The organism is Slackia sp. CM382, assembly GCF_000293015.1.
In the GTDB taxonomy this organism is placed as follows: domain Bacteria; phylum Actinomycetota; class Coriobacteriia; order Coriobacteriales; family Eggerthellaceae; genus Slackia; species Slackia exigua.
In genome coordinates, this window is record NZ_ALNO01000005.1 from 153,291 (window position 1) to 178,398 (window position 25,108).

Consider the following 25,108-nt stretch of genomic DNA (forward strand, 5'->3'; position numbering starts at 1 on the left):
CCTACATCGCCTCGAGCGCCTGGGCGACGTCGGCCACCAAATCGTCGGTTCCTTCGATACCGCAGCTCAGACGTACCATCGAAGGCGAGATGCCGGCGCGCACGAGTTCGCCGTCGGTCATCTGGCGATGCGTCGAGCTGGCAGGATGCAAGCAGCAGCTGCGCGCATCGGCCACGTGCGTCTCGATCGCGCACAGCTTGAGCGCGGCCATGAACCGCTCCGCATCGGCGCGTCCGCCCGCGACATCGAAGCTCACGACGCCGCACGTTCCGTTGGGAAGGTACTTCTGCACGAGCGCGTAGTCCGGGTCGCTCTCAAGCCCGGGGTAGCGCACGACGGACACCTTGTCGGATGCCTCGAGGAACCGTGCGACGGCCAGGCCGTTTCTGCAGTGTTGCGGCATGCGTACGTGCAGGCTTTCCAGCCCGAGGTTCAGATAGAATGCGTTCTGAGGGCTCTGAATGGATCCGAAATCGCGCATGAGCTGCGATGTCGCCTTCGTGATGAAGGCGCCGGCCAAACCGAACTTCTCCGCATACACGATGCCGTGGTACGACTCGTCCGGCTGCGTGAGGCCGGGGAACCTGTCGCCCTGCGCCATCCAGTCGAATCGTCCGGCGTCCACGATGGCACCGCCCACGCCGCAGCCGTGCCCGTCCATGTACTTGGTGGTGGAGTGCGTCACGATATCGGCGCCCCATTCGATCGGGCGGCAGTTCACGGGCGTGGGGAAGGTGTTGTCGACGATGAGCGGCACGCCGTGGTCATGCGCGGCCTGCGCGAACGTCTCGATGTCGAGCACGGCGAGCGCAGGGTTCGCGATCGTTTCGCCGAAGACGGCCTTGGTGTTGGGCCGGAAGGCCGCGTCCAGCTCTTCGAGCGATGCATTCGGCGCGACGAAGGTGCATTCGATGCCCATCTTGCGCATCGTATGGGCGATCAGGTTGAACGTGCCGCCGTAGATGGTGGAGCTTGCCACCACGTGGTCGCCGGCTTCAGCGATATTGAACAGCGCGAAGAAATTCGCCGCCTGTCCCGAGCTTGTGAGCATCGCCGCGCTGCCGCCCTCGAGCGCGCAGATCTTGGCCGCCACGGCATCGTTCGTGGGATTCTGCAGGCGGGTGTAGAAGTAGCCGGCTTCTTCAAGATCGAACAAGCGTCCCATCTGGTCGGACGTATCGTACTTGAAGGTGGTCGACTGAACGATGGGAATCTGGCGCGGTTCCCCGTTGCCGGGTGTGTAGCCGCCCTGGACGCAGGTCGTCTGGATTGATGCGGTCATACGGTCTCCTATCGATTCGAGCGGGTTGCGACGCGATGGGCGCGTGCCGCCTGCAGGTCCGGTTCATGAATACGCGCATTATACGCGCGCTGCCGGGCATGTGCGCGCCATCGCCTACGGTTGGACTACAATGTGCCGCAATGGCTCGGCCGCGCGTCCGAGCCGTGCCCGCCGCGCCTCGATGTGCGGTGCAGCAGGTGCGATGCATCATTCGAAAGGACATGCCATGCCCATCCGCATTCCCGACGCCCTTCCGGCGACGTCCATCCTCGAGAGCGAGAACATCTTCGTCATGACCGAGCATCGGGCCATGCATCAGGACATCCGCCCATTGCGCGTTCTTCTGCTCAATCTCATGCCCACCAAGGTCACTACCGAAACGCAGATCATGCGCAAGCTTTCCAACACGCCGCTTCAGGTCCATATCGACCTCATGCGCATGAAGAGCCACGCGTCCAAGAACGTGTCCGCCGAACATCTGGAGACTTTCTACCGCACCTTCGACGAAGTACGCGACGAACGTTACGACGGCCTGATCATCACCGGCGCTCCCATCGAAACGTACGATTTCGAGCAGGTCGATTACTGGGACGAGCTCTGCGAGGTGTTCGACTGGTCGGTCGACCACGTGCACTGCTGTCTTTTCATCTGCTGGGGCGCCCAGGCCGCCATGAAGCATTTCTACGGCGTGCCGAAGTACATGCTCGATGGGAAATGCTTCGGCGTGTTCGAAAACCGCCTGCTCAAGCCTTCGTCTCCGCTTGTGCGCGGGTTCAACGATATCTCCCGCATGCCTCATTCGCGCCATACCGAGGTGCACTACGAGGACATCGTCGCCAACCAGGACCTCGAGGTCGTCGCGTTCTCGGACGCATGCGGCGTGTCCATCGCGAAGAGCACGAACAGCAAGCACATCTTCGTGTTCGGCCATCCCGAGTACGACCGCGACACGCTGAAGCTCGAATACGATCGCGACGTGGCGGCCGGCAAAGACATCGCGGTACCCGTCAACTATTACCCCGATGACGATCCGACCAAGCGCCCCGTCGTATCGTGGCGTGCAGAAGGCCAGCTGCTGTATTCCAACTGGCTGAACTACTATGTCTACCAGACCACGCCCTACGACCTGGCCGAAATGTAAGAGGCGCGCGTGGAGTTCATGTTCGGATGCGAAGGCGTCCATCTGGAATATCCGACGAAGAAGGTCCTCGACGGCGTGACGCTCGGCGTGCACGAAGGCGATAGGATCGGCGTCGTCGGTCAGAACGGCGAAGGGAAGTCGTCCCTGCTGAAACTGCTCGCGCGCTCGATCGAGCCTGACGAAGGCACGGCGACGCGCACGCGTGGGCTGCGCATGGGCGTGCTCGGCCAGACCGATGCGCTCGACGATGCGTCCACCGTGAGGGAATCGATCGTCGGCGGCGCGCCCGAATACGTCTGGGCTTCCGACGCGCGCATTCGCGAGGTCGTGTCGAGCCTTGTCGCCGATATTCCGTGGAATGCCCAGGTGAGCACGCTTTCAGGCGGACAGCGCCGCCGCGTCGATCTGGCGCGGCTGCTCGTGGGCGACGACGACGCCCTGCTTCTGGACGAGCCGACGAATCATCTTGACATGCGGGCCATATCCTGGCTCGCCGCCCATCTGGCGCGCCGTTGGCCGCGCGGCGCCGGCGCCCTGCTCGTGGTGACGCACGACCGCTGGTTCCTCGACGAGGTCTGCACGCGTATGTGGGAAGTGCACGCGGGGCGCGTCATCCCCTTCGAAGGCGGGTATTCCGCCTACATGCTGCAGCGCGTCGAGCGCGACCGCGTGGAGCGCGTGACCGAGCAGCGTCGCCAGAACCTTGCGCGCAAGGAGCTCGCTTGGCTCTCTCGCGGCGCCCGCGCCCGCTCGACCAAGCCCAAATTCCATGTCGAAGCCGCCGAGGCCCTGATCAACGACGTGCCGCCGATGCGCGATCCTCTCGAGCTCAAGACGCTTGCGATGCAGCGTCTGGGCAAGCAGGTCATCGACCTGACGGGCGTGAGCGTGTCGTTCGGGGGACGCGCGGTCCTGAACGGCGTCGACTGGTCGGTCGGCCCCGGCGACCGCGTCGGCATCCTCGGCGAGAACGGCGCGGGCAAGACGACGCTCCTGCGCGTCGTGCAGCGTTTGCAGCGTCCCGACGCTGGCTTCGTGAAGATCGGCAAGACGGTGAAGTTCGCCGTGCTCTCGCAGCGCCTGGACGAGCTTGCCGAACAGGATGCGTATCGCGTGACCGAGGTGCTTTCGCGCTATCCGGCGCGCGTCGTGGTGGACGGCAAGGAGACCACGCCCGCCAAGCTGCTGGAGAGGCTCGGGTTCTCGTCGAAGGCCCTGTTCTCGCGCGTGGGCGATCTTTCGGGCGGTCAGAAGCGGCGCCTGCAGCTCATGCTCACGCTCATTCAGGAACCCAACGTGCTCATCTTAGACGAGCCGGGCAACGACCTTGATACCGACATGCTCGCGATGCTCGAAGACGTGCTGGATACCTGGGCGGGCACGCTTATCATGGTGACGCATGACCGGCATCTGATGGAGCGCGTGACCGATGACCAGTATGCGCTCATCGGCGGAAAGGTCGTGCATTGCCCGCGCGGCGTGGACGAATACCTGCAGATGCTCGAAGAGCGCGATTCGTCGCGCGGCGTCTCGTTCGCAGACGTGATCGGATCGGGATCCGCCTCTCCGGGTGCGGCGTGCGCGAGTTCGGATGAGGCTGCATCTTCGGGTGCACGCCCGTTCCCAGGGGCCTTCGCATCGTCTGACGCATCCGTGTCCTCGAGTACGTCAGGGGTGCGCGCATTCTCGGATATGCCTGCGTCTTCGGGTGCGCGTGCGTCCTTGGATGCATTCGCGTCTTCGGGCATGACCGCATCATCGGGTGCGCCTGCGTCTCCGCGTCTCTCGAACGCCGAGATGCGCGAGCTTAAGAAACGGCTTTCAAGCCTGCAGCGCCGCATCAATACCGCGTCGAGCAAGGTGGATGCCAAACGCGCGGAGATGAGTGCCGCCGACCCGACCGATTTCGTTCTTCTGGGCAAACTGCAGGCCGAGCTCGACGCGCGTGCTGTCGAGAAAGAGGCCCTGGAAGATGAATGGCTGGAAGTTGCCGATGCGCTCGGCGAGGTTTAGGGTTCGAGCATGGCGATCGTTCACGAGATTCAAGCCTGATGCAGAACATGCATCATACCAGGTAAAAAGCTTCCGCAACCACTGGGTGCGAAATTGAACGGTCGGATTGGTAGTCTGCAACCGCACGTTTTCCTACATTCAGGCCATCGAAGGCGCCGAAGGATCTGCATCGTACGAAGCGATGCTGCGGGCAGGTGCGAAGCAACGCTTCGGGAGAAACGGCGCTATGGGAAGATGAAATGAAAGGGAACGATTGCCATGATCCTCGCGGATAAGATCATCATGTTGCGCAAGAAGGCCGGCATGTCTCAGGAGCAGCTGGCCGAGCGTCTCGGCGTTTCTCGCCAGTCGGTTTCTAAATGGGAAGGATCCCAGTCGATGCCCGACATGGACAAGGCCGTCAAGCTGGCCGACCTCTTCGGGTTGAGTCTTGATTCCCTCATCCGCGACGATCTCGATGTGGAGGATGGAGTCGAAGCGCCTTCCGTTTCCACAGATGCCGCCACCTCCGATGCGGATGATGCACCTATTTCCGTTTCGTTCGACGAAGCGAATGCGTTTATCGACGCGACGGCTCGTGCGGCGTCCCGCGTGGCCTTCGGCGTCTGCCTGTGCATCCTCGCCTTCGTCCCCATGTTCCTCCTTGTGGGCGCGAGCGCGAACGGCAGCATCGCCCTGACCGAAGACCAGGCTGGTTTCATCGGCATCGCCGTCCTTCTGCCTGTCGTTGCGGTTGCTGTGGGATTGTTCATCGTATCGGGGCATGCGTTGAAGCGGTTCGAGCGCATCAAGAAGAATCCTATCGACACGGCATACGGCGTCGAGGGTATGGTTCGCGAGCGCAAGAACGCCTTTTCCGGAACGCATCTGCGCGAGATGGTGACGGGCGTCGCCCTATGCATCGCGGCGGCCGTTCCCGTGATTGCCGTGAACGCTCTTGAGGAATCCGAAGCGAACGGCCTGTTTTCCATGGTCGTTCTTTTGCTCATCGTTTCTTTGGGCGTCGCTCTCATAGTCCATGCGTCGATCATCTGGGGCGGTTTCGACGCCCTGCTCGAAGAGGAGGACTACCGTCGCTCCGTGAAAAGGTTCAACAGAAGCGTGGCGGGACCGTACTGGTCGGTCGTCCTGGTGCTCTATCTGCTTTCGAGCTTCGTCACGATGCATTGGGAGATCACGTGGATCATCTGGCCCGTCGCCGGCGTCGCGTATTGGATGATGTTCCAGTTCCGCCACGCGTTCAATCGCTGAATGCCCCGGGCGTTTTCGCATACGGGGTCGGGCGGGTTGCGCAGGGCGTTTCCGCATGCGGAAGTGGCAGGCTGCGCGACGCGTTTTCGTATGCGTTCAATCGTTGAATAACCAGGCATTTTCGCGTGCGGGGTCGGGCGAGTTGTGCGGGGGCGTTTCCGCATGCGTTCAACCGTTGAATATCCGAGGCGTTTCCGCATGATTCCTGCCGCCGCCTCGCGGTATGTTGTTCAGTTTTCTATCTATGGGCAGGGGGTCTAGTCCGTCGGACACGCTCTTATTCCACGCTGAAGCGCGTTTCATCCATGGGTAGGGATTCGTCTATGGGCGGGGGTATAGCCTCGACACCGAGCGCGCCTGTTGAGCCTGATGTCCGCCGGACGGTTCCATCTATGGATGGGGTATAAGATTTTGAGACGGGCAGAGTGGAGAGGGCTTGCAGTTCCATCCATGGATGGGGCAGGGCGTAAGACGCAAGCGTAGCTGATCGGCAACCCTGAATGTGCCATCCATGGATAAAAAGGGTATAGCGAGGAAGCACAGGATGACTGTGATGACTGTGCAGTACCATCCATGGATAGGGGGGTATAGCCCCTTTCCGACCATAAAATTCGACGCCGATGACAAAAAATCGCTGCTTAGAGAATCCCGCGCACTATTTCTGTTGTATTCACAACGAAACTGTCCTTAATTAAGCGTCATTTCGTTGTAATAACAACTTATGCACAGAAAATATACCCCTATAGGGTATACTAAGCTTTAATATTTTGGCATCGAGGAAGGGTTTGACTTACGGCCTTCGGCGCATGACCGCACACGACTCGTATGACCTGCGCGATCGGCACACGACCCACGTACGGCTCGCACGACCGCAAAGCGCAAGGCTTGCATCTGCCTGGAAGCACGTCTGCCTCACCCGACCCACCGGTGCGGAAACGCAGAAATCTCCGCAGACTCCCGAACCCCCACGGCTGCTCTTCGACTCACCCGTGGGAGCGCAAAGCTTCCCCCATAGCGCAACGCCGCTCGCGGTCCCGCCCGTGCGAATGCCGCTCGCAGTGGCCGACCGCGGTGCCTCCGCTAGAATGCGGCGTCGAACGGCTCGCCGACCTCGGGTATCACGGTTCCGCGGGAAAGCTCGGACACGGCGACGGAGAACGCGTCCTGCGCTCCGTCGAGCATGCGCACGCGGCAGGTGACGGCATCCGTCCAGGCGGCGTCCTGCATCTTCGCGCCGGATTCTTCCACGAGCTTCGCGAACTGGTCGTAAAGGGCATAGGGAACGCGGCAGGTCGCGTCCACGCAGCGCGAGATCGTCATGATCTCGGCCCGCGCGACGGCTTCCTGGGCCGCTTGGGAATAGGCGCGCACGAGCCCGCCCGTGCCGAGCAGCACCCCGCCGAAGTAACGCGTGGTCACGCAGACCACGTCCTGGAGCCCGGCACCCTGCAGGACCGAAAGCGTGGGAAGCCCTGCGGTCTTCTGAGGCTCCCCGTCGTCGGAATAGCGCGTCCGTCCAGGCCCTCCGTTCGCATCGCGCATCACGTAGGCGTAGACGTTGTGGCGCGCCATGCGGTTCGCGGCACGCACCTCCTCGATGAACGCGAGGGCTTCCTCTTCGGCCGCGACGTGCGCGAGGCTCGCGATGAAGCGGCTCTTCTTGATCTCGACCTCGGCCGTGGAACGACCGGATATGGTGGCGTAGGCGTGCATATGCGGTACTATAGCGCACCGGCGGCAGCTCGACGCAACCTGCAGGCGCAGACATGCGGCGCGCCGTTCTTCAGCATCCCCGCGAACGAGGCCGCATCGATTCTCGTGCAGAACGTGATACGTGGTACCATAGCGTGCGGCGCACGTCCTTCACGCCCGCCATCTTCCCAGACCATCGCGCCTTCGAGCGCACAGTAGATTGGATACGCGCATGCCCAACGAAGGCAGCTTCGACGCGAGCCTCAAACGCAGCAACGAGATTCGCGCAGACATCAAGGTCAATCCCGGCAACTATCGCATGCTCACGGGCGACCGCCCGACGGGCCGTCTGCACCTGGGGCACTACTTCGGCAGCATCCAGAACCGCGTCGCCATGCAGGATGCCGGCGTGAATTGCATGATCCTCATCGCCGACTACCAGGTCATCACCGACCGCGACTCGACCGAGCACATCCAGGACAACGTCTACAACATGGTGATGGACTACGTGGCCGCCGGCATCGACCCTGCGCGCACGCCCATCTTCACGCATTCCGCCGTGCCCGCCGAAAACCAGCTCATGCTGCCGTTCCTCTCGCTCGTGAGCGAGGCGGAGCTCCAGCGCAACCCCACGGTGAAATCCGAGATGGAAGCCTCGGGTCACGAGCTCACGGGGCTGCTGCTCACCTATCCCGTCCATCAGGCCTGCGACATCCTGTTCTGCAAGGCCAACATCGTGCCCGTCGGCAAAGACCAGCTGCCCCATATCGAGGTCACGCGCCAGATCGCCCGTCGATTCAACAAGCGCTACGGCAAGGTGTTTCCGGAACCCGAGGGCATCCTGTCCGACGCGATCGAGATTCCCGGGCTCGACGGCCGCAAGATGTCGAAGAGCTACGGCAACTCCATCATGCTCGGCGCCACGGCGGAGGAGACGGCGAAGCTCATCAAGAAGTCCAAGACCGATTCCGAGCGCATGATCACCTTCGACAAGGAAGGGCGTCCGGGCGTGTCCGCGCTTCTGACCACGGCGGCGCTCTGCACCGGCCGCACCGAGGCGGACATCGCCGAAGAGATCGGAGAAGGCGGATCGGGGCAGCTCAAGCGTTATGTCACCGAAAGCGTGAACGAATTCCTCGCTCCGCATCGTGAGCGCCGGCGCGCGCTCGAGGGCGACCTCGACTACATCAAGGACGTCATCCATGAAGGCAACAAGGCGGCCTGCGCTATCGCCGAGCAGACGCTTGCGGAGGTCCGCGAGGCTATGGGCATGGTGTATTAGAGGAACGCCTCTCCTAGCCCAGCAGGTCGAGCAGGTCTTCCTTCGTAAGGGATGCGAGCGACGTTCCGCCGCCGCTGCCGACGATGCGGTCGGCCAGGTCGGATTTCGCATCCTGAAGCTTCAGGATGCGTTCCTCGATCGTGTCCTTCGCGATCACCCGGTACACGTTGACGATGCGCGTCTGTCCCATGCGGTGCGCGCGGTCGGTCGCTTGGTTCTGCGCCGCGGCATTCCACCAGGGATCCGCGTGCAGCACCACCGAGGCGCCGGTCAGATTGAGCCCCGTTCCGCCCGCCTTGAGCGAGATGAGGAAGATCGGCGTGTCATCGGCGTTGAAGGCGTCGACGAGCGCGAGGCGCTTCTTCTTGGGCGTCGATCCCGTGATGACGTAATGCTTCACGCCTTGCTCGGAAAGCTTCGCTCCGATGATATCCAGATAACTGGTGAACTGCGAGAATACGAGCATCTTCTCGCCTGAGGCGATGCAGGACGCGATGGTGTCCATGATCGCCTGCTCCTTCGCACCGCCGCCGCGGTAGTCGGCATAGAGCAGGCTCGGGTCGAGCGCGATCTGGCGCAGGCGCGTGAGTTCGGCGAGTATCTCCACCTTGCTTCGGCTGTCGTCCCCCTCTTCGCCCTCGTGCGCGATCTTCATGCGAAGCATCTGCTCGTGCGCCTGATAGAGCGCGCGTTGCTCGCCTTCGAGCCGGGCATAGACGATCGATTCCCATTTTTCGGGCAAATCGGTCAGGACGTCCGCCTTCCGGCGCCGTAGGATGAACGGGCCTACGAGGGCGGACAGCCGTGCGGCCGCCTCTTCGTCGCCGTCCATGATGGGCGCTTCGAACCGGTCGCGGAAGCGCGTGTACGATCCGAGCAACCCCGGCATCAGGTAGTCGAAGATGCTCCAGACCTCGGAGACGCGGTTTTCGATCGGCGTTCCCGTCAGCGCGATGCGATGCGCGGCATCTATAGCCTTCACGGATGCGGCCGCCTGCGTCTCGTGGTTCTTGACGTACTGGGCCTCGTCGAGGGCCTCGCACCAGAAACGCATGCCCGCGTAGTCTTCGATATCGCGCTTGAGCAGATCGTATGATGTGATGAATACATCGGCGTCCGCGCCGCGGCGCGCTTCCGCCCGCACGTCGGCGTCCCCCGCCACGACCGCGACGCGCAGATCCGGGGCGAACCGTTCGAATTCCGCCGCCCAGTTGTACACGAGCGACGCGGGGCAGACGACGAGGCTCGGTCCTGTCGCCCGCGCCTCGTCGCGGCGCGCGAGCAGCAGGCAGATGAGCTGGAGCGTCTTGCCGAGGCCCATCTCGTCGGCGAGGATGCCGCCGAATCCGAGATCCATGAGGTGGGACATCCATCGGAATCCGGCCTCTTGGTAGGGGCGCAGCGTCGCGGCAAGCCCGACGGGCACGCGATAGGCGTCCTCGTCTATGGTCTTGAAGGCGTCCATCCACGCGATGAACGAGGCATCTTTCGCGCCGTCATCGGCAAGCGCGTCGAGCGCGAACGCATCGAAGGCCGGCGCCGTCGCGCGTCCGGCGTCGAGCTGCGCCTTCGAAGCGTTGATGAGGCTTGCGGTCTCGTCGATGCGTGCCAGGTCCACGCCGGCGATGCGGATGAGCGTGCCGTCCTTGAGGCGATGGTAGTCCTTGTGCCTGCGATAGCTCGCAAGCAGGGCGGAAAGTTCGTCGGCGGGCATGCCTTCGACCTCGAAGCTGACGTCGATGAGCGACGACTTCAGCGAGAGGCCGACCGATACGCTCGGGCGGGCGGACGAGGCCAGGCGGTTGAATTCGGGTGTGGCGAACACCTCGCCGATGCGTTGCAGCTCGGAGACGCCCTCGAAGGCCAGGCGGCCGAGCGCGTCCGTCTCGTCGTCGGGGATGGCGCAGACGCCGTCTTCCCCGATCTCGGGGAAGTAGCGGCGAACGATGTCGCGTGCGGGAGCCTCCGCCGTTTCATCGGCGTAATCCTGCCGTCCGAGCGTGGCGAAGAGCCCATGGGACTGCGATCCGTATGCTGCGACGGGACGGCATTCCACGCCGCCGGCTCCGCGATCGATATAGAACTCGAGCGTGCAAGGGCGCGGGCGGAGCTCTTCGAGTTGAGGCGGAAGGCGCACGTCGATGGCTCCGTCGAGCGAGGCGGCGACGAGGGGAACGAAGCGTTCGGCGTCGTCTTCGGTCAACAGAAGCTGGCGCACGGGGCTTGCGTACACGTCGAGCAGGAAGTCGGCGGCCGCACGCATGGCGGGCGAGCAGCGGTAGAACGCATCGCCCTTCCAGGCGTAGAGCGTTCGACCGCAGTCCACGAAACGCACCTGGCCGGAACGGACGAGCTCGAAACCGTTTTCGCCAAGGGGTTTGACGACGATGGAAAGGGGCGGATCGGCTTCGACGACGTGCATGGCCCGTCCGCGCGAGGTTTCCTTCGATCCGTCGCGCAGCCGGAAGCCCTCTTCTTCGAAGAGCCGCACGAGCTCGTCTATCTCAGGCGGGGAGATGTGCAGGTCGCGTTCGATGCGGCGCAGACCGAAACCCCATTGGGCGTGCGCATCCATCGTGCGGCGGGATGCAAGCGCACGGTCGAGGAACGCGAGCACGTCCCGTCCGTGCGCCGAGAACGCGTCGGGCGCATGGACGAATCCGAGCTTCTTGCCGTACGAGACGTACTCGCCCGCCTTCACGTTGTCGAGCACATCAGAGATGCTCGGCAGGATATAGGACCCGTGCGCGCCGCGGATCTTGAAGCGCGCGTTCCATGCGCCGAGGTCGTAGGCAAGTTCGAGAGAGAAGTCGATGCTGCCCCGATCGTTTCCGTCCGTGCCGGCGCGCACGCGCAGGGCGGGCGTCGCGCGGTCGAGATAGTCGGCGATGCACGACGACGTCTTGATGAAGCGGGTGGGGTCGTAGCCTTCGTACGATCTCATGTTGCGGTTGTAGTCGAGCGCGACGGCCATGCAGTGCTTGCAGGGGCCGGTCCTGTCGGCGCGGGCCGCCTCCGCGCATCCGCATGCGTATCCCGCGACCGATCCGTTCGATTCGTCCACGGTGATGGATGCGTCCACCGACCCCGTCGACGTCGTCGCGTCGTCGATCGAAGCATGCAGGACGGTGAGATGCTTGCGGTAGGAAAGGCGTCGGTTGAAGATGGGATAGCCGCGCGCGGCGATGGTGCGTGCGCGATTGAGCGCGAGCGATCCTCCCAGACGTTTAAGGATGTTCTCTGAAATCATCGGCGTCCGCTTGCGAGGTCGTCGGTGTCGAGCCAGATGGTGAAAGGTCCGTCGTTTTCCAGTTCGACCTGCATGTCCGCACCGAACTCGCCGGTTTCCACGTGGTCGACGTCGGCGCGGGCCGCGGCGACGAACGCCTCGTAGAGCGGGATGGCCGCATCCGGACGCGCAGCGTCGGAAAACGAGGGGCGCGTGCCGCGCCGGCAGTTCGCGTACAGGGTGAACTGGCTGACGATCAGGACGTCTCCTCCGATGTCGGCAAGGGAGAGGTTGGCTTTGCCGTTCCCGTCGTCGAAGATGCGCAGCCGCGCGATCTTGTTCCAGAGCGCGCCGACGCAGGCTGCGTCGTCTTCGTGCCCGATACCGAGCAGGATGACGTAGCCGCGCCCGATGGAGCGTTCGACATCGCGGTCGATCGTGATGCGTGCGTGCGAGACGCGCTGGATAAGAGCCCTCATGTGCCCCTCCTTACCGGCAAGCAACGGCGGCGTGCAGCCGTCTTCGTGATTTCTTGAACATGATACTCTGCTCGGTATGACCAAGGAGGTTCACGCATGCAACGACCAGAAGCCGTGCTGTTCGACAACGACGGCACCCTCGTCGATACCTACGATTTGATTCTCGCGAGCTTTCGCCACTGCACCCGCGAGGTGCTGGGCGTCGAGCTTTCGGAGAATGAGCTCATGAGCAACCAGGGCCAGCCGCTCGACGTGCAGATGATGCATCTGAGCGACGACCCTGAGACCCGACGCCTGCTCCTCGACTCGTACCGCGTGCATAACCATGCGCACCACGATGCCGCAATCTCCGCCTTTCCCGGCGTGCGCGAGGGGCTGGCGCGCCTTGCGGATGCGGGCATATCCTTAGGCGTCGTCACGTCCAAGACGCATTGGCTCGCGCAACGCGGTTTCGAGATCCTAGGCCTGGATGGCTTCTTCTCCGCGCTGGTGGGAAGGGAAGACACGGCGCGGCATAAGCCCGATTCCGAGCCGGTCGCGTACGGCGCGGCGCTTCTCGGCATCGATCCTCGTCGGTGCGTCTATGTGGGCGATAGCCCCTTCGACGTGCAGGCGGGGCGGGCCGCTCACGCCGCGACCATAGCCGTGAGCTGGGGGTCGTTCTCCCGCGAGAGGCTTGAGGCCGAGCATCCCGATGCGATCTGCGACACCTTCGACGAGCTTGCGGATATCGTCCTCGCTGGCTTCCCCCGCCATGGCGAGGAAGAAAGGGAGTGAAGATGGAACTGCTCGAACGCATGCGTCGCCATTCTCAGGACATCCCCGATGCGCTCGCGGTGAAGACGTCCGATGGGGAATTCGCCACGTATCGTGCGCATTGGAGCGCCTCCGAAGCCATTGCCGCCTTCCTGCGCACGGCCGATATCGCCGCCCATGAGCCCGTCGTGGTCTACGGGCATACATCGCCTCTTATGACCGAGTGCTTCCATGCCTGCATGAAGAGCGGCCATCCCTATGTTCCTCTCGACTGCCATACGGTTCCGAGCGATCGCGTCGCCAATATCGTCGGCCAGATCGGGAGCCCGACCGTGCTTGCGGTCGAGGATTTTCCCGTCGTCGCGACCCGGGGCCTTGTCATTCCTCGCGCGGAGCTTGAGCGCATCGTGGCCGACGGCGTGCGCGCAGGTGCCATATCCGATGAATCCGCCTGGATTTCCGGAGAGGATCTCTGCTACATCCTGTTCACGAGCGATGCGACCGGCACGCCCAAGGGCGTGCAGGTCACGGCCGATTGCGTGGATAGCTTCGCACGGTGGGCGCTGACCTTGGGCGGTATCGGCAAGGAGGGCCTGACCTTCTTGGACAAGGCATCCTTCTCGTTCGATCTCTCGATCTTCGGCCAGGTCATGTCGTTTCAGGCGGGCGGAACGCTCTATAGCCTGACGAAGGCCGCACAAGACGATTTCGTGAAGCAGTTCCGGGCGTTCATGGAATCGAAGATGGACGTGTGGGTGTCGACGCCCTCGTTCGTCGACGCATGCCTCGCCGAGAAGACGTTCGACGGCGCGCTGCTCAAGAACCTCAAGCTCTTCCTGTTCAGCGGCGAGACCTTGACGAATGCGACGGCCTGTCGTCTGCTGAAACGCTTCCCGAAGGCGGTCATCGTGAACACCTACGGACCCGCGGAATCGACGGTCGCCGTGACGAGCGTCACGGTGACGCCCGAGATGGCCGAGGCCGATGCGCCCCTTGCCGTCGGGCTGCCGAAGCCGGGCACGCGCATCCGCGTCGTGGACGCGCACGGATCGGATGTGCCTGCCGGCCGGCATGGCGAGATCGTCGTCGAGGGCGACACGGTGGCCAAGGGGTATTTCGGTCGCGAGGATCTGACGGCGAAGGCCTTCGGCGTTGCGGATCTCGAAGGAAGGCCCGTGCGCACGTACCGCACGGGCGACGAAGGCTGGCTGGACGCCGAGGGCATGCTGCATTATCGTGGGCGTCTTGACCTGCAGGTGAAGCTCGACGGCTTCCGCATCGAGCTGGGCGATATCGAAGAGAACTTTCGGAGGCTCGATGCCGTCGAGACGGCTGCGGTCGTGCCTGCGATGCGGGACGGGCGCGTCACGCACCTCGTCGCGCATGTGGTGTCCGCCGAGGCGCGCGTCGAATCCGACTTCCGCGAAGGATTGAAGCTCAAAGGGGCGCTCAAAACGAATCTCCCGCCCTACATGATTCCCCGCAAAATCGTGTTCCACGACGCGCTTCCCATGACGCCGGATGGCGAGGTCGATCGCGTGGCCCTTGCGGCCCTGTAGACGAAGGGGGGCGCATATTCACCGACAACGCGCCTATTGGTTTCGCACTTGCAGCCCTGTAGACGAGGGGCGCCGTTCGGACAAGGCCGGCTGCGGCGCAGAGGGCAGGGAATGGCTTCGCAGGCGATAGGCCGGCTTGCAGGCAGGAAGAGGCTAGGCCCAGGGGTCGCGCTGGAAGACAGGCTCGGGCATGGGCGGCCGGTCGGAGTAGGGATCGTAGCCGTCGTCGTCTTCCTGCTCTGCGCGCGCGAAGGGATCCTGCCGGAGGGCGCTGCAGACGGCGGAGGGATTTGCGGTCTGTTCCGTGCGCGTGCGGGATCGCCGGGGTTCTTCCGCGCCGATGTCCCGTCGCCTGGATTCCTTCGCACGATCCGCCTGGTCGTCAGCTGCGCCGGCCCTGTCTTCGTCCCCGGCTTTGGCATGCAGGAGTTTTCCAGGCGTTTTCTTGCCACGAGAACCAGCGGGGTCCGGTTTTCCGTCTTTGCCGGTCGCAGGTGCGTTGTCCTCGCAGGCCATCCGTTCGAGCAAGGGTTCGACGTAGGCGATCGCGCCGATGCGCACCGTACCGGCCCATGCGAAGGCAAAGGGCGTCGAAAGCCCCGGCTTCATCGCGAGCATGGTCACGGTCTCGTCGGCCTTGATGCAGGGACGCACCGCGCGTCCCGTCTGGGCGGAAAGGCCGCTCGGCACGTCGGCGGCGATGATGAAGGCGCCCGCGTTCCGCGCGCGCACGGCCGCTTCGATCCACGCGTCGAAAGGCGCGGCGACGGAGCCGCCCGAAAACCCGGTGCCGAGGATGGCATCGATGATGACGGCAGCGCTTTGCAGCTTGGATTCAAGCGCAGCGGGATCGGGGGAGACGAGGACGCGTGCGCCATGCTCCTCGAGCGCTGTCAGCGCTTCGATCGCGGCATTGCGTGCCGGCTGGGCGCGCAGGTCGTGCGGCTCTTTCGCGCAGATGACGCTTACAGGCAGGCCGGCATCGGCCAATATGCGCGCCGCGACCCATCCGTCTCCTCCGTTGTTGCCGTTGCCGCAGAGCACGACGACTTGGGATGCGTCGCACGCCCGACGGCGAGCACCGTCATGTCCGGCGCGGGGTTCGTCCGAAGGATGCGGACAGGAGCGATCGTTCGTTTCGCTCGTCTTGTTAGTCTCGGTCGGTTTCCCCGTGTCGCCGCGCAGCGCTTCGATCCTCGCGATGGCGCGATGCGCGATCCATGTCCCCGCCCGATCCATGAGGGTTGAAAGCGGCGTGCCTGCTTCGGCGATCGCCTGCTCGAGCCTCACGACATCGGGCACGTCGAGAAGAGGAGCCTCCGATGCGGCTGCGGCCGCAGCCAGCGGCTGGTATGCGTCCACGAGCACATCAAGCCCCATGGCGGCGTTCGCGGGGCTCGTGGAGGGAAGCTGCATGCAGGCGATTCCCGTTTTCGGTTCGCTGAAGCGACGATAGGCCTGCGCAGCGGCGGTGCCGGTGCAGAAGACGGCCGTGACGGGCGCCGCATCCATGATGCGCGCAAGGTCGTTCGGCACGGCGTCGCGAATGCTTGCGTCCTTCGCGCCTTCGATGCGGCATGAGGCGAGCACGTCCCACAACGCGATATGGTGGCGGAGCAGCTGGTCGATCCGTTCCTCGTTCGTGCGCGCCAGCGGTTCGTCGAAGAGCTGCGCGATCACGCGCCAGAACCGGTTGCGCGGATGCGCGTAGTAGAAGCCTTCCTCGCGCGACCGGGGCGAGGGCATCGTTCCCAGCACGAGCACCTGCGACCGTTCGTCGAACACGGGTTCGAACGGATGCGTGACGTCCTGCGCGGCGGGCATGCGGAGCTCCTTCTACGAGATTCTCTTCTCCATGATGTAGTCATCCATGATAAAGCCTGAGCAGGCGGACAGGCTATGGTCGGATTTTCGGAAGGTTCCGGCAGGTGTGCGGCTTTGGGACATGCAGGCGTCGCGGGGCATATAGAATGGTTACGTAAGAATGCTTTGCGAGCGCGAGAGGCGCGGTTCCGTTTTCCGCCGCCTTCTTCCGCATGATCGTGTTTCAAAGGTCGTGGCCCATGCTTGATGAACTGCATGTTCGAAACATAGCCCTCATCGAAGACGCCGACTTCCGTCCGAGCGAGGGGCTGACCGTCGTCACAGGCGAGACCGGCTCGGGCAAGTCCGCCCTCCTGTCCGCGCTGAAGCTGCTGGTAGGGGAGCGGGCCGATACCGCAACGGTTCGCGAAGGGGCACCGTCTGCCCAGGTGGAAGGTCGGTTCTTTTTGAAGGGCGAAGCCGCTGCTCCCGACGGGCATGTCGTCGCGCGGCGCCTCGGCGCCGACGGACGCAGCCGTGTATCCGTCGATGGCTCCATGGCGAGCGTGCGCGAACTGTCCGAGCGATTCGGCGTCACCGTCGATCTGTGCGGGCAGCACGAGCATCAGCATCTCATGCGCGCCGCGAACCATGCGGCCATGCTCGACGCCTGGGGCGCGTCGACGATCGCACCCGTTCTCTCCGAATACCGGAGTCGTTTCCGTGAAGCCGAAGCCGCCGTTGCGCGGCTCGAAGACCTGCGCGAACGCAGCAAGGCATCGTCTGTCCAGGTGGAAGAGGCCCGCTTCATCCTGAGGCGCATCGATGAGGTGGCGCCCCTGTCGGGAGAATACGAAGAGGTCATGGATCAGCTTCCGCGTGCGGAAAACGCCGAGGAGCTTGCGCGCGCATCCGCCGTGGCGTATGACCGCATCGCCTCGGAGGGCGGTGCGCTCGAACTCATCAACGAGGCTGCGGGCGCGCTCGAGGCCATGGCCGGCGCCGATCCCGCCTTGGCGGGAAGCGCCGAGGCGCTGCGCGAGGCGGCGTATCTCATCGAAGATGTCGAACGCGACGTGCGCGCATACCGCGATGCGATCGACAGGGACCCGCAACTGCTTATCGACCTGCAGGAACGAGCCTCGGCGCTCCAGGGGCTGATGCGGGCGTACGGCCCGCGCATGGAAGACGTCTTCGCCGCCCGAGCGCGAGCGGAGGAGATCGTGTCGTCCGTGGATCACGGTGCGGAGCTCGTCGCCCGCGCGCAGGCCGACGTCGACGAGGCCGAATCCGCGCTCGTCTCGGCGGCTCGTGCGCTCGATGAGGCTCGCGAGACGGCTGCGCCTCTTTTCGAAGCGCGCGTCAATGACCAGCTTTCCAGGCTCGAAATGTCGGGGGCGCAGCTCGTCTGCCGCGTCGTGCGGCTTGATCGTGCGCGCTGGACCGGCTCGGGTTCGACATCGATCGAATTCCTTTACCGTGCGTCCGAATCCATGACGCCCCGGCCTCTGTCCCGCATCGCGTCCGGCGGCGAGATCAGCCGCGTCATGCTTGCCTGCAAGGTGGTGCTTGGGGCGGTGGATGATCGGGAAACGCTCGTATTCGACGAAGTCGACGCTGGCGTCGGCGGGTCGGTGGCGAATGCGTTGGCCGATGTGCTTGCGGATCTCGCGAAAACGCACCAGGTCATCGTCGTCACGCATCTTGCGCAGGTTGCCGTGCGCGCTGACTCCCACTACGTGGTGCAGAAACAGGATGGAGAGGACGATCAGCCCGTGACCTGTCTTTCCTCTGTCGAAGGGGATGCACGCGCCTTCGAGATCGCCCGCATGCTTTCGGGAGGTGCGAGCGCGGCGTCTCTAGCCCATGCGCGCGAGCTGCTCGGGAGTGCGTAGGATGGCGCAGCGTAAGCACAATGCTGCTTCATTGACAAAATATCGCCGCTTAGGGGAATTTTCCGAGTGAATTTGCGCGGATTTCAGCTCGATCGGCATCGGCGGTTCTTTCGTGTGCCGCGTTTCTCCAGGTCGAGCATGTTTCACGGAATGCTTTATTGCGGGAGCTTCGGCGCGGTACCCCCTAACCTCTGATATTTTGGCAGTGAGGGCGGGATCGGCTTGCGAAATCCCCCTAAGCGGCGATTTTTTGACAGGTTCCAATCGCTCGATCGGATCTAGACCGCGAATCGCTCCCTAACCCGTTGCCTGGACTCAGACTACGAATCGCCTCGAACTCCCTCGTGCGGGGAACGATGTCCTTGGACAGCCGGTATCTGCAGTCGCAGAATGGCGAACTCCTCCGTGCGGGGAGCGATGCCGAAAAGCGACCTACCAAAGCATGACCGGATCCAGACTGCGAATCGCCCTCGAATCCGTCGTCCGATCGGGCCCGGACAACCAATCGTCCCTAAGCCCCGTTGCCCGGGCCCGGACAATCAATCGTCTCCGAGCCCCGTTGCCCGGATTCAGACAATCAATCGCCTCCGGCCCTATCGTTCGCTCGGCCGAGCCCGGTCTTGAATCGCCTCTGGATACCGCTTGAATTCGCCCGTTGGTGATGAATGGGGTTGTGGCCACATGACGAAATATGAGGCCATGGGTATGGGGTCATGGGACGAAGCGTATGGCGAAACATAGGGCCGTGGGACGAAGCGTGGGACGAAGCATATGGCGAAACATGGGGCCATGGACGAAACGTGGAACGAAGCGTGGGACGAAGCATAGGGCTATGGCTCTATGACGAAACGCAGGACTATAGGCTGAAAGGGGGTTAGGACGCTTTCCTGGAGACTTTCTCCAGCGCATCACGATGCTCGGCGATGGTCATCCCTTCCGGCTTTGATGTGATCCTCTTGTTGTTGTAGAACCCGACGCCCGCGCCGATCGCGGCTTCCAAGCCGCTGGCCCTTCTCAATTCGATGCCGTAATGCATCTCCGCCTTCATCTTCCCCGAAGAAGCCTTCGCAGGCGGCGGTTCTTTCGATGCATTGCCTAGAAAAAAGTTGAGGCCCGATAGGGAGTCGGGCCTCGAAGGGAGGGGTGTACGGCGGTCATGCCGCCGCTTCTGCTTGGGAAAGCAGGCAAGGGGATAAAGGGATTTGAAAAGGAGGGAGGGAATCCCGCTTGCAGCACGTAGTATAAACGTCGGGTTTCAAGACCGTATGAACCGCCTGTGGACGTCTCATGGAAGCGGTTTCGTCATGAAGTGAAGACGCGCCCCGCTACTCGCGTCCGGACGGCTGGGATACAATCGAATCCCGACCGGTTCCAGACCCTGCGTTGCATCCGCACGCATTCGATATGACGTCGGCACGTGCAACAGAGGAGGCCGCATGGCAGACATCGAGCTCAGATTCCATCGCGATATGCTGGTCCTTTCCGCTCCGATCGACTATCGTCTGGCCGAGCGCGGGGTGGACGTGGACGCCGACATGGAGTTCATGAGCCTTTTCGAAGACGACACCGTGTCCGATCTCCTGTCCATGGAGCAGATCGCAGGCGCCGCATGCCTGGTCACGAACACCGAGGGAATCTGCCGCGCACGCCTTGCCCATCGCCGTATGGAAGATGCGGCCGCGGATATCGCTTCGAGCGCGCTCGCCGCCGCAACAGGACTTGCCCCTCAGCACGTCATCTGCGCTATCGGACCTTGCGGCCTTCCGTTCGATCCATCTGACGAAGCGTCTCTCGAACGCACGCGCGCCCAATACGAAGGCGCGGTCAGGGCGTTCGGCGGCGCTCCCTTCGACGCTATCCTGCTCGACGGCATGCGCACCGTCCACGATATGGCCTGCGCCATTGAAGGAGCGCGCCGTGCGACGGATCGGCCCGTGTTCGCGTCGGTCACGCTCGGTGCGGACGGAACGTTCGACGGGGCGCCTCTGGAAAACGCCGCTTCATGCATGGCCGCCGCCGACGTCGTCGGCATACGCTCGTCGCTCGGCATCGACGCCTTGACGGATGCCGTCGCAACGCTCGCGCGCGTCTGCACCCAGCCTCTTCTCGTGCAGATCGACGTCGCCCAGCCGACGGAGGCCGAACGCCGCATGCGCAAGCTCGGGCGCACGATCGAAGGGAATCCCTACCCCGATCCCGACAGCCTCGCCGATGTCGCCGTCGCCCTGCGTGCGGCCGGGGCCCAATTCCTGCGTGCGGTCGGCGAGGCCACGCCCGCCTACACGGGTGCGCTCGCCGTCGTCTGCGCCGGCGCGCAGTCGGTCCGGTAGGCATCGCCATGGCGCTGCTCGAACGAAGCGAATCCTACGGCGAACTGCAGAAGGTCGTCGATTACCTGTTCCGCGATGCGCGCGTCGTGCGCCGCCTTGACGTCATCATCGCCGCGGAGATCCACGACATCCATCCCGACCTCATGTCCATCTGCGAGTTGCTTCCTCCCGGATCGTTCACGCGCGATGCGCTCTGCGTGCAGCTGAACTCGTCGATCGCGGGGCATGCCTGGGGATACGTCTACGGGACCGTGGAATAGGCCGGCGCATCCATGAACGCACACTATGAGAAGGTCATCGTCGCCTGCGCGTTTCTGACGCTCTTCGTGAACATCGGTTTTCCGAGCACCTCGTTCAACGTCTACATGCCCTATGTGGTCGGCGAGGTGGGCGACGTCGGCGGCTCGCTCGTCCTTGCATTGCGCACCCTTGCCTCCATGGGTGCGGTCATCGTCGTCGATCGGTATTTCCATCTGTTCGACCTGCGGGTCGGGCTTGCGCTCGGGTTCGCGTTCACGGCTACGGGGTTCGCCGTGTACGGCTTCGCCTCCACCCTTCCCGTCTTCCTTGCCGGAGGCGTGATCACGGGCCTCGGTTACGGTCTGGGCGGTATGGTGGGCGTGACCATGCTCATTCGCCGCTGGTACGCATCGGGCTTCAGCGGCGCCATCGGCCTGGCGTCAGTGGGAAGCGGCGTCGCCTCGGTGGTCGTCCCTATCTGCGCGGTGCACCTGATCGAGGGCTTGTCGCTTTCTATCTCGTTTCGCATCCAGGCCTTCGTCGCCCTCGTTATCGGCGTCATCGTGTTCCTGGCCATGCGCAACCGTCCGGCGGACATGGGCATCAAGCCGTTCGAACGCGACGACGGCACCGGCACGGCGAAGCGCGGCATGTCGGGCGCCGGACGCAACGTGTCGCCGCGCACGCGGAAGCTGCTGCTGGTCGCGGTCACCTTCGTCGGCATGCTCTGCGTGGGCGGCCCCAGCTACCTTTCCATCCTCATGGGGGAATGCGGCTTCGATTCGGTCTTCGCCGCCGCCGTGCTCTCTGCGCTCGGCGTGAGCCTGACCATAGCGAAGTTCGTTTCGGGGAAGGTGTTCGACCGGTTCGGCACGGCGCACGGGTCGACCATCTTCTTCATGGCGTTCGTTTGCGGGCCGGGGCTTTGCCTGCTCAGCCCCCTGCATCTCGAACCCGTCATGGTGCTTGCCGCGGTGCTCTACGGTGCCGGAGCCGCTCTCGGAACCGTGGGCGTGTCGGTATGGTCGGTCGAGTTCGCCGATCCGAAGAACTATGCGCGCTCCATCAAGAACTTCCAGCTCGCGTATTCCGCCGGCGGCTTCATCGCGAACACGTTCCCCGGTGCGCTTAAAGAGCTGACCGGCAGCTATATGGACACGTATGCGCTCTTCTTCGTGCTGGCATTCGCCGCCATGGCCATCGTCGTCGGCATCTACGCGAGCCACAGGCTCAGGAACTGCGCCCGTCCGGCCGCGTAGGGCACATCATGCATGTGAGGAGCGAAACGGTTTCGTTCGCACCCATCGGCGTCTGTCGAACGAACGAGGGATGCAGGCATGATGCATGCGCAAGGCGCGAGCGATCGCGTGGCTTCGCAGTTCGGACGAACCCCGGACTGCGGACGAACCCCGGACTGCGGACGAGCCCCAGGCATATCAACGCTTTCGTAAGGGCCCGAGCGTCGCATTCGCGCTCGGGAAGGAATGCGGGTATGCTTGCAGGCGTTGCAATCGAGGATCGTCGCCGGAAGAAAGGGGAGGCGCATGCCTTCGTATGACTATCTGATCGTAGGGGCCGGGCTTTCGGGCGCGACGTTCGCGCGCGAGGCGACCGACGCGGGCAAGCGCGTGCTCGTCATCGACCGTCGTCCGCATGTCGCCGGCAACGTCTGCACCGAAGAGGTCGAAGGCATCCAGGTCCATCGCTTCGGCGCCCATATCTTCCACACCTCGTCGCGCGAGGCTTGGGATTACATGAACAGGTTCGCCGAGTTCAACAACTACGTGAACAGCCCTATCGCGTATTTCCGCGGCGAAGTTTACAACATGCCCTTCAATATGAACACGTTCTCGAGGATGTGGGGTGTGGTCACGCCCGACGAGGCGAAGGCGAAGATCGCCGCGCAGATCGCCGACGAAGGCATCGAGAACCCCGAGAACCTCGAGGAGCAGGCGCTCTCCCTCGTCGGGCGCGACATCTTCGAAAAGCTCGTGCGCGGCTACACCGAGAAGCAGTGGGGACGCGACTGCCGCGATCTGCCGGCATCCATCATCCGCCGCCTGCCGTGCCGGTTCACGTATGACAACAACTACTTCAACGATCGCTACCAGGGCATTCCCATCGGAGGCTATACGCGCATGGTCGAGCGCATGCTCGAAGGCATCGACGTGCGGCTGAACGTCGAGTACCGCGACCTCGTGCGCGATGAGCCCGATGTCGCCGCGCGCATCGTGTACTGCGGGCCCATCGACGAGTTCTACGACTTCGATCTGGGAACGCTCGAGTACCGGTCCCTGCGCTTCGAGACGGAGGTCCTCGACGAAGAGAACCACCAAGGCGTCGCCGTGGTCAACTATACCGACCGCGAGGTTCCCTACACGCGCGTGATCGAGCACAAGCACTTCGAGTTCGGCCGGCAGCCGAAGACCGTCGTGACGCGCGAGTATCCTGCTTCATGGAAACCGGGGGACGAACCGTACTATCCGATCAACGACGCGCGCAACACGGCGCTGCACGAGAAGTATGCGCATCGCGCGGACGCCGACCCCAAGGTCGTCTTCGCAGGACGCTTGGGCGGATACAAGTACTACGATATGGACAAGGCGGTCCTTGCGGCCCTCGAGCTCGCTCGCACGGAGCTGGGCGCGGCGTCCTGAAGGCATCGCATGCTGAGCATCGAAGGAAGGCATCTATCATGATCAGGCCTGCTACGGCTGAAGACCTCGACGCCATCGTCGCTACCTATGCCGAGCTGCTCGACTATGAAGCCGAGCACGGCAGCTTCTCGAATTGGGAGAAGGGCATCTATCCGACCAGGGACTACGCATCCGACGTCATCGCGAACGGGGATATGTACGTGCTCGAAGAGGATGACGCCATCTGCGCGAGCATGGTGTTCTCGCGCACACAGGCGCCCGAATACGCGGACGTTCCGTGGAAGCACGCGGCTCCCGACGACGAGGTCCTGGTCAGTCGCACGCTCTGCATCCCGCCGTCCCAAGCCCACAAGCACTACGGCCTGCGCATGGTCGAATACGCCAAGACGTATGCGAAGATCCTGGGCGCGACGGTCATTCGCATGGATATATTCGAAGGCAACAGGCCTGCGCAATCGCTGTACGCCAAATGCGGATTCACGGTCGCGGGCACGGGAGAGCTCGCCCTGACTCCTTCCACGTCGCAAACGCAGACGTTCATGGAATGCTTCGTCGGCTGACCGACGTTTTCTAGAAAACCACCGGTCGTTCAAGTAGACTTAAGCGCTATGCCCGCCCCGAAGTGGGCAGAGCGCTTTTTTCGATGACACGACGAAGGGTTGGGAACGTGGACGGAACGCAGCGGGAGCAGTTCGGATCGAGGCTCGGCTTCATCCTCATCAGCGCAGGCTGCGCCATCGGCCTGGGCAACGTCTGGCGCTTCCCCTATATCACGGGGCAGTACGGCGGCGCGGCATTCGTCGTGATGTACGTGCTCTTCCTGATCATGCTGAGCTTGCCGATCATGGCCATGGAATTCGCCGTCGGCCGCGCGAGCCAGAAGAGCACGGCGCGCTCGTTCGACGCCCTCGAGCCGGCCGGTTCCGCATGGCATCGCTTCAAGTGGGTGAGCATCGTCGGGTTCTACCTGCTCATGATGTTCTATTCGACGGTTGCCGGCTGGATGGTCGCCTATATCTTCAAGAGCGGCTCGGGCGCGTTCGCCGGACAGTCCGCCGAAGCCGTCGGCGATGTTTTCAATGCGATGCTCGCAAACCCCGTCGAGCTGGTCTTCTGGACGCTCGTCGTGGTCGCCATCGGCGTCGCCTGCACCGCGGGCGGCCTGCGCGGCGGCGTCGAGCGCGTGACGAAGGTCATGATGGTGGCGTTGCTCGTGGTCCTCGCCGTGCTCTGCGTGCGCGCGGTCACGCTGCCGGGCGCCGAGGCGGGCCTTGAGTTCTACCTGGTGCCCGACTTCGGCAAGCTCTTCTCGGGCGACACGGCGCCGGAGCGGTTCTCGACGTTCATCCAGGCTGCGTACGCAGCATTGGGTCAAGCGTTCTTCACGCTTTCGGTCGGGCTCGGCTCCATGTCCATCTTCGGCAGCTACATCGGCAAGGACCATACGCTGTTCGGCGAGGCGCTGCGCATCGGCGGGCTCGACACGTTCGTCGCGCTCA

Annotated in this window: 19 protein-coding genes; 13 read left to right on the plus strand and 6 right to left on the minus strand. The window is 63.5% G+C overall.

What is annotated here, in order from left to right; translation table 11 throughout:
• Position 1: 1 nt before the first annotated feature.
• A complete protein-coding gene (locus HMPREF1155_RS02625) occupies positions 2 to 1,282 on the minus strand; it encodes an O-acetylhomoserine aminocarboxypropyltransferase/cysteine synthase family protein (protein ID WP_006361962.1) in 1,281 nt (426 codons plus the stop codon).
• A gap of 226 nt (positions 1,283 to 1,508) precedes the next feature.
• Between HMPREF1155_RS02625 and metA the strand changes: the two genes are divergently transcribed.
• The 3 genes from metA to HMPREF1155_RS02640 all read left to right on the plus strand — a co-directional run bounded on the left by metA (position 1,509) and on the right by HMPREF1155_RS02640 (position 5,687).
• Positions 1,509 to 2,423 carry a homoserine O-succinyltransferase gene (gene metA / locus HMPREF1155_RS02630; protein ID WP_006361961.1) on the plus strand — a complete coding sequence of 305 codons (915 nt, stop codon included), beginning with the start codon at positions 1,509 to 1,511 and terminating at the stop codon, positions 2,421 to 2,423.
• 18 nt (positions 2,424 to 2,441) lie between these two features.
• Positions 2,442 to 4,436, plus strand: a complete 1,995-nt coding sequence (locus HMPREF1155_RS02635; RefSeq protein WP_081501517.1) for an ABC-F family ATP-binding cassette domain-containing protein — start codon at positions 2,442 to 2,444, stop codon at positions 4,434 to 4,436.
• Between the two features lie 258 nt (positions 4,437 to 4,694).
• Positions 4,695 to 5,687, plus strand: coding sequence for a helix-turn-helix transcriptional regulator (locus HMPREF1155_RS02640; protein WP_009076869.1), 993 nt, complete (start codon positions 4,695 to 4,697; stop codon positions 5,685 to 5,687).
• A gap of 1,080 nt (positions 5,688 to 6,767) precedes the next feature.
• On the opposite strand, the gene HMPREF1155_RS02645 is transcribed toward HMPREF1155_RS02640, so the two are convergent.
• On the minus strand, positions 6,768 to 7,400 hold the full coding sequence (locus tag HMPREF1155_RS02645) for a YigZ family protein (protein WP_009076985.1): 633 nt from the start codon (positions 7,398 to 7,400) through the stop codon (positions 6,768 to 6,770).
• A 211-nt stretch (positions 7,401 to 7,611) separates the two neighbouring features.
• Between HMPREF1155_RS02645 and trpS the strand changes: the two genes are divergently transcribed.
• The gene (trpS, locus tag HMPREF1155_RS02650; protein ID WP_009077020.1) at positions 7,612 to 8,661 is read left to right on the plus strand and encodes a tryptophan--tRNA ligase; all 1,050 of its coding nucleotides are present in this window, start codon (positions 7,612 to 7,614) and stop codon (positions 8,659 to 8,661) included.
• A 13-nt stretch (positions 8,662 to 8,674) separates the two neighbouring features.
• Here the strand turns inward: trpS and HMPREF1155_RS02655 are convergent, their stop codons facing one another.
• Positions 8,675 to 11,911 carry a DEAD/DEAH box helicase gene (locus HMPREF1155_RS02655; protein WP_009076813.1) on the minus strand — a complete coding sequence of 1,079 codons (3,237 nt, stop codon included), beginning with the start codon at positions 11,909 to 11,911 and terminating at the stop codon, positions 8,675 to 8,677.
• The gene (gene dtd / locus HMPREF1155_RS02660) at positions 11,908 to 12,369 is read right to left on the minus strand and encodes a D-aminoacyl-tRNA deacylase (protein WP_009076844.1); all 462 of its coding nucleotides are present in this window, start codon (positions 12,367 to 12,369) and stop codon (positions 11,908 to 11,910) included. Before dtd ends, HMPREF1155_RS02655 begins: the two co-directional genes overlap by 4 nt.
• Before the next feature lie 96 nt (positions 12,370 to 12,465).
• Here dtd and HMPREF1155_RS02665 point away from each other — a divergent pair, with 96 nt between their 5' ends.
• Entirely contained in the window at positions 12,466 to 13,146 is a 681-nt protein-coding gene (locus HMPREF1155_RS02665) for an HAD family hydrolase (RefSeq protein ID WP_009076840.1), read from the plus strand.
• A gap of 2 nt (positions 13,147 to 13,148) precedes the next feature.
• A complete protein-coding gene (gene dltA / locus HMPREF1155_RS02670; RefSeq protein ID WP_039993203.1) occupies positions 13,149 to 14,684 on the plus strand; it encodes a D-alanine--poly(phosphoribitol) ligase subunit DltA in 1,536 nt (511 codons plus the stop codon).
• A gap of 153 nt (positions 14,685 to 14,837) precedes the next feature.
• Here the strand turns inward: dltA and HMPREF1155_RS02675 are convergent, their stop codons facing one another.
• Entirely contained in the window at positions 14,838 to 16,508 is a 1,671-nt protein-coding gene (locus HMPREF1155_RS02675; RefSeq protein ID WP_009076861.1) for a DNA-deoxyinosine glycosylase, read from the minus strand.
• A gap of 239 nt (positions 16,509 to 16,747) precedes the next feature.
• Between HMPREF1155_RS02675 and HMPREF1155_RS02680 the strand changes: the two genes are divergently transcribed.
• Positions 16,748 to 18,382: a DNA repair protein RecN gene (locus HMPREF1155_RS02680; RefSeq protein WP_009076980.1), complete on the plus strand. Its 1,635-nt coding sequence runs from the start codon at positions 16,748 to 16,750 to the stop codon at positions 18,380 to 18,382.
• 874 nt (positions 18,383 to 19,256) lie between these two features.
• Here HMPREF1155_RS02680 and HMPREF1155_RS08970 read toward each other — a convergent pair.
• Positions 19,257 to 19,430, minus strand: coding sequence for an IS3 family transposase (locus tag HMPREF1155_RS08970; protein ID WP_009076805.1), 174 nt, complete (start codon positions 19,428 to 19,430; stop codon positions 19,257 to 19,259).
• 388 nt (positions 19,431 to 19,818) lie between these two features.
• Here HMPREF1155_RS08970 and HMPREF1155_RS02685 point away from each other — a divergent pair, with 388 nt between their 5' ends.
• The 6 genes from HMPREF1155_RS02685 to HMPREF1155_RS02710 form a co-directional block, all read left to right on the plus strand.
• Positions 19,819 to 20,712, plus strand: a complete 894-nt coding sequence (locus tag HMPREF1155_RS02685; protein WP_009077051.1) for a homocysteine S-methyltransferase family protein — start codon at positions 19,819 to 19,821, stop codon at positions 20,710 to 20,712.
• Positions 20,713 to 20,720: 8 nt separating this feature from the next.
• Complete coding sequence (locus HMPREF1155_RS02690; RefSeq protein WP_006361939.1) at positions 20,721 to 20,972, plus strand: hypothetical protein; 252 nt, start codon at positions 20,721 to 20,723, stop codon at positions 20,970 to 20,972.
• 12 nt (positions 20,973 to 20,984) lie between these two features.
• Entirely contained in the window at positions 20,985 to 22,211 is a 1,227-nt protein-coding gene (locus HMPREF1155_RS02695) for an MFS transporter (RefSeq protein ID WP_009076999.1), read from the plus strand.
• A 285-nt stretch (positions 22,212 to 22,496) separates the two neighbouring features.
• Positions 22,497 to 23,609 (plus strand): UDP-galactopyranose mutase, encoded by a 1,113-nt coding sequence (gene glf / locus HMPREF1155_RS02700; protein WP_009076859.1) that lies wholly within the window; start codon positions 22,497 to 22,499, stop codon positions 23,607 to 23,609.
• 38 nt (positions 23,610 to 23,647) lie between these two features.
• Positions 23,648 to 24,169, plus strand: a complete 522-nt coding sequence (locus HMPREF1155_RS02705; RefSeq protein WP_006361935.1) for a GNAT family N-acetyltransferase — start codon at positions 23,648 to 23,650, stop codon at positions 24,167 to 24,169.
• A gap of 83 nt (positions 24,170 to 24,252) precedes the next feature.
• Positions 24,253 to 25,108, plus strand: an 856-nt coding sequence (locus HMPREF1155_RS02710; protein WP_039993228.1) for a sodium-dependent transporter, incomplete at its 3' end; no start/stop codon positions are given.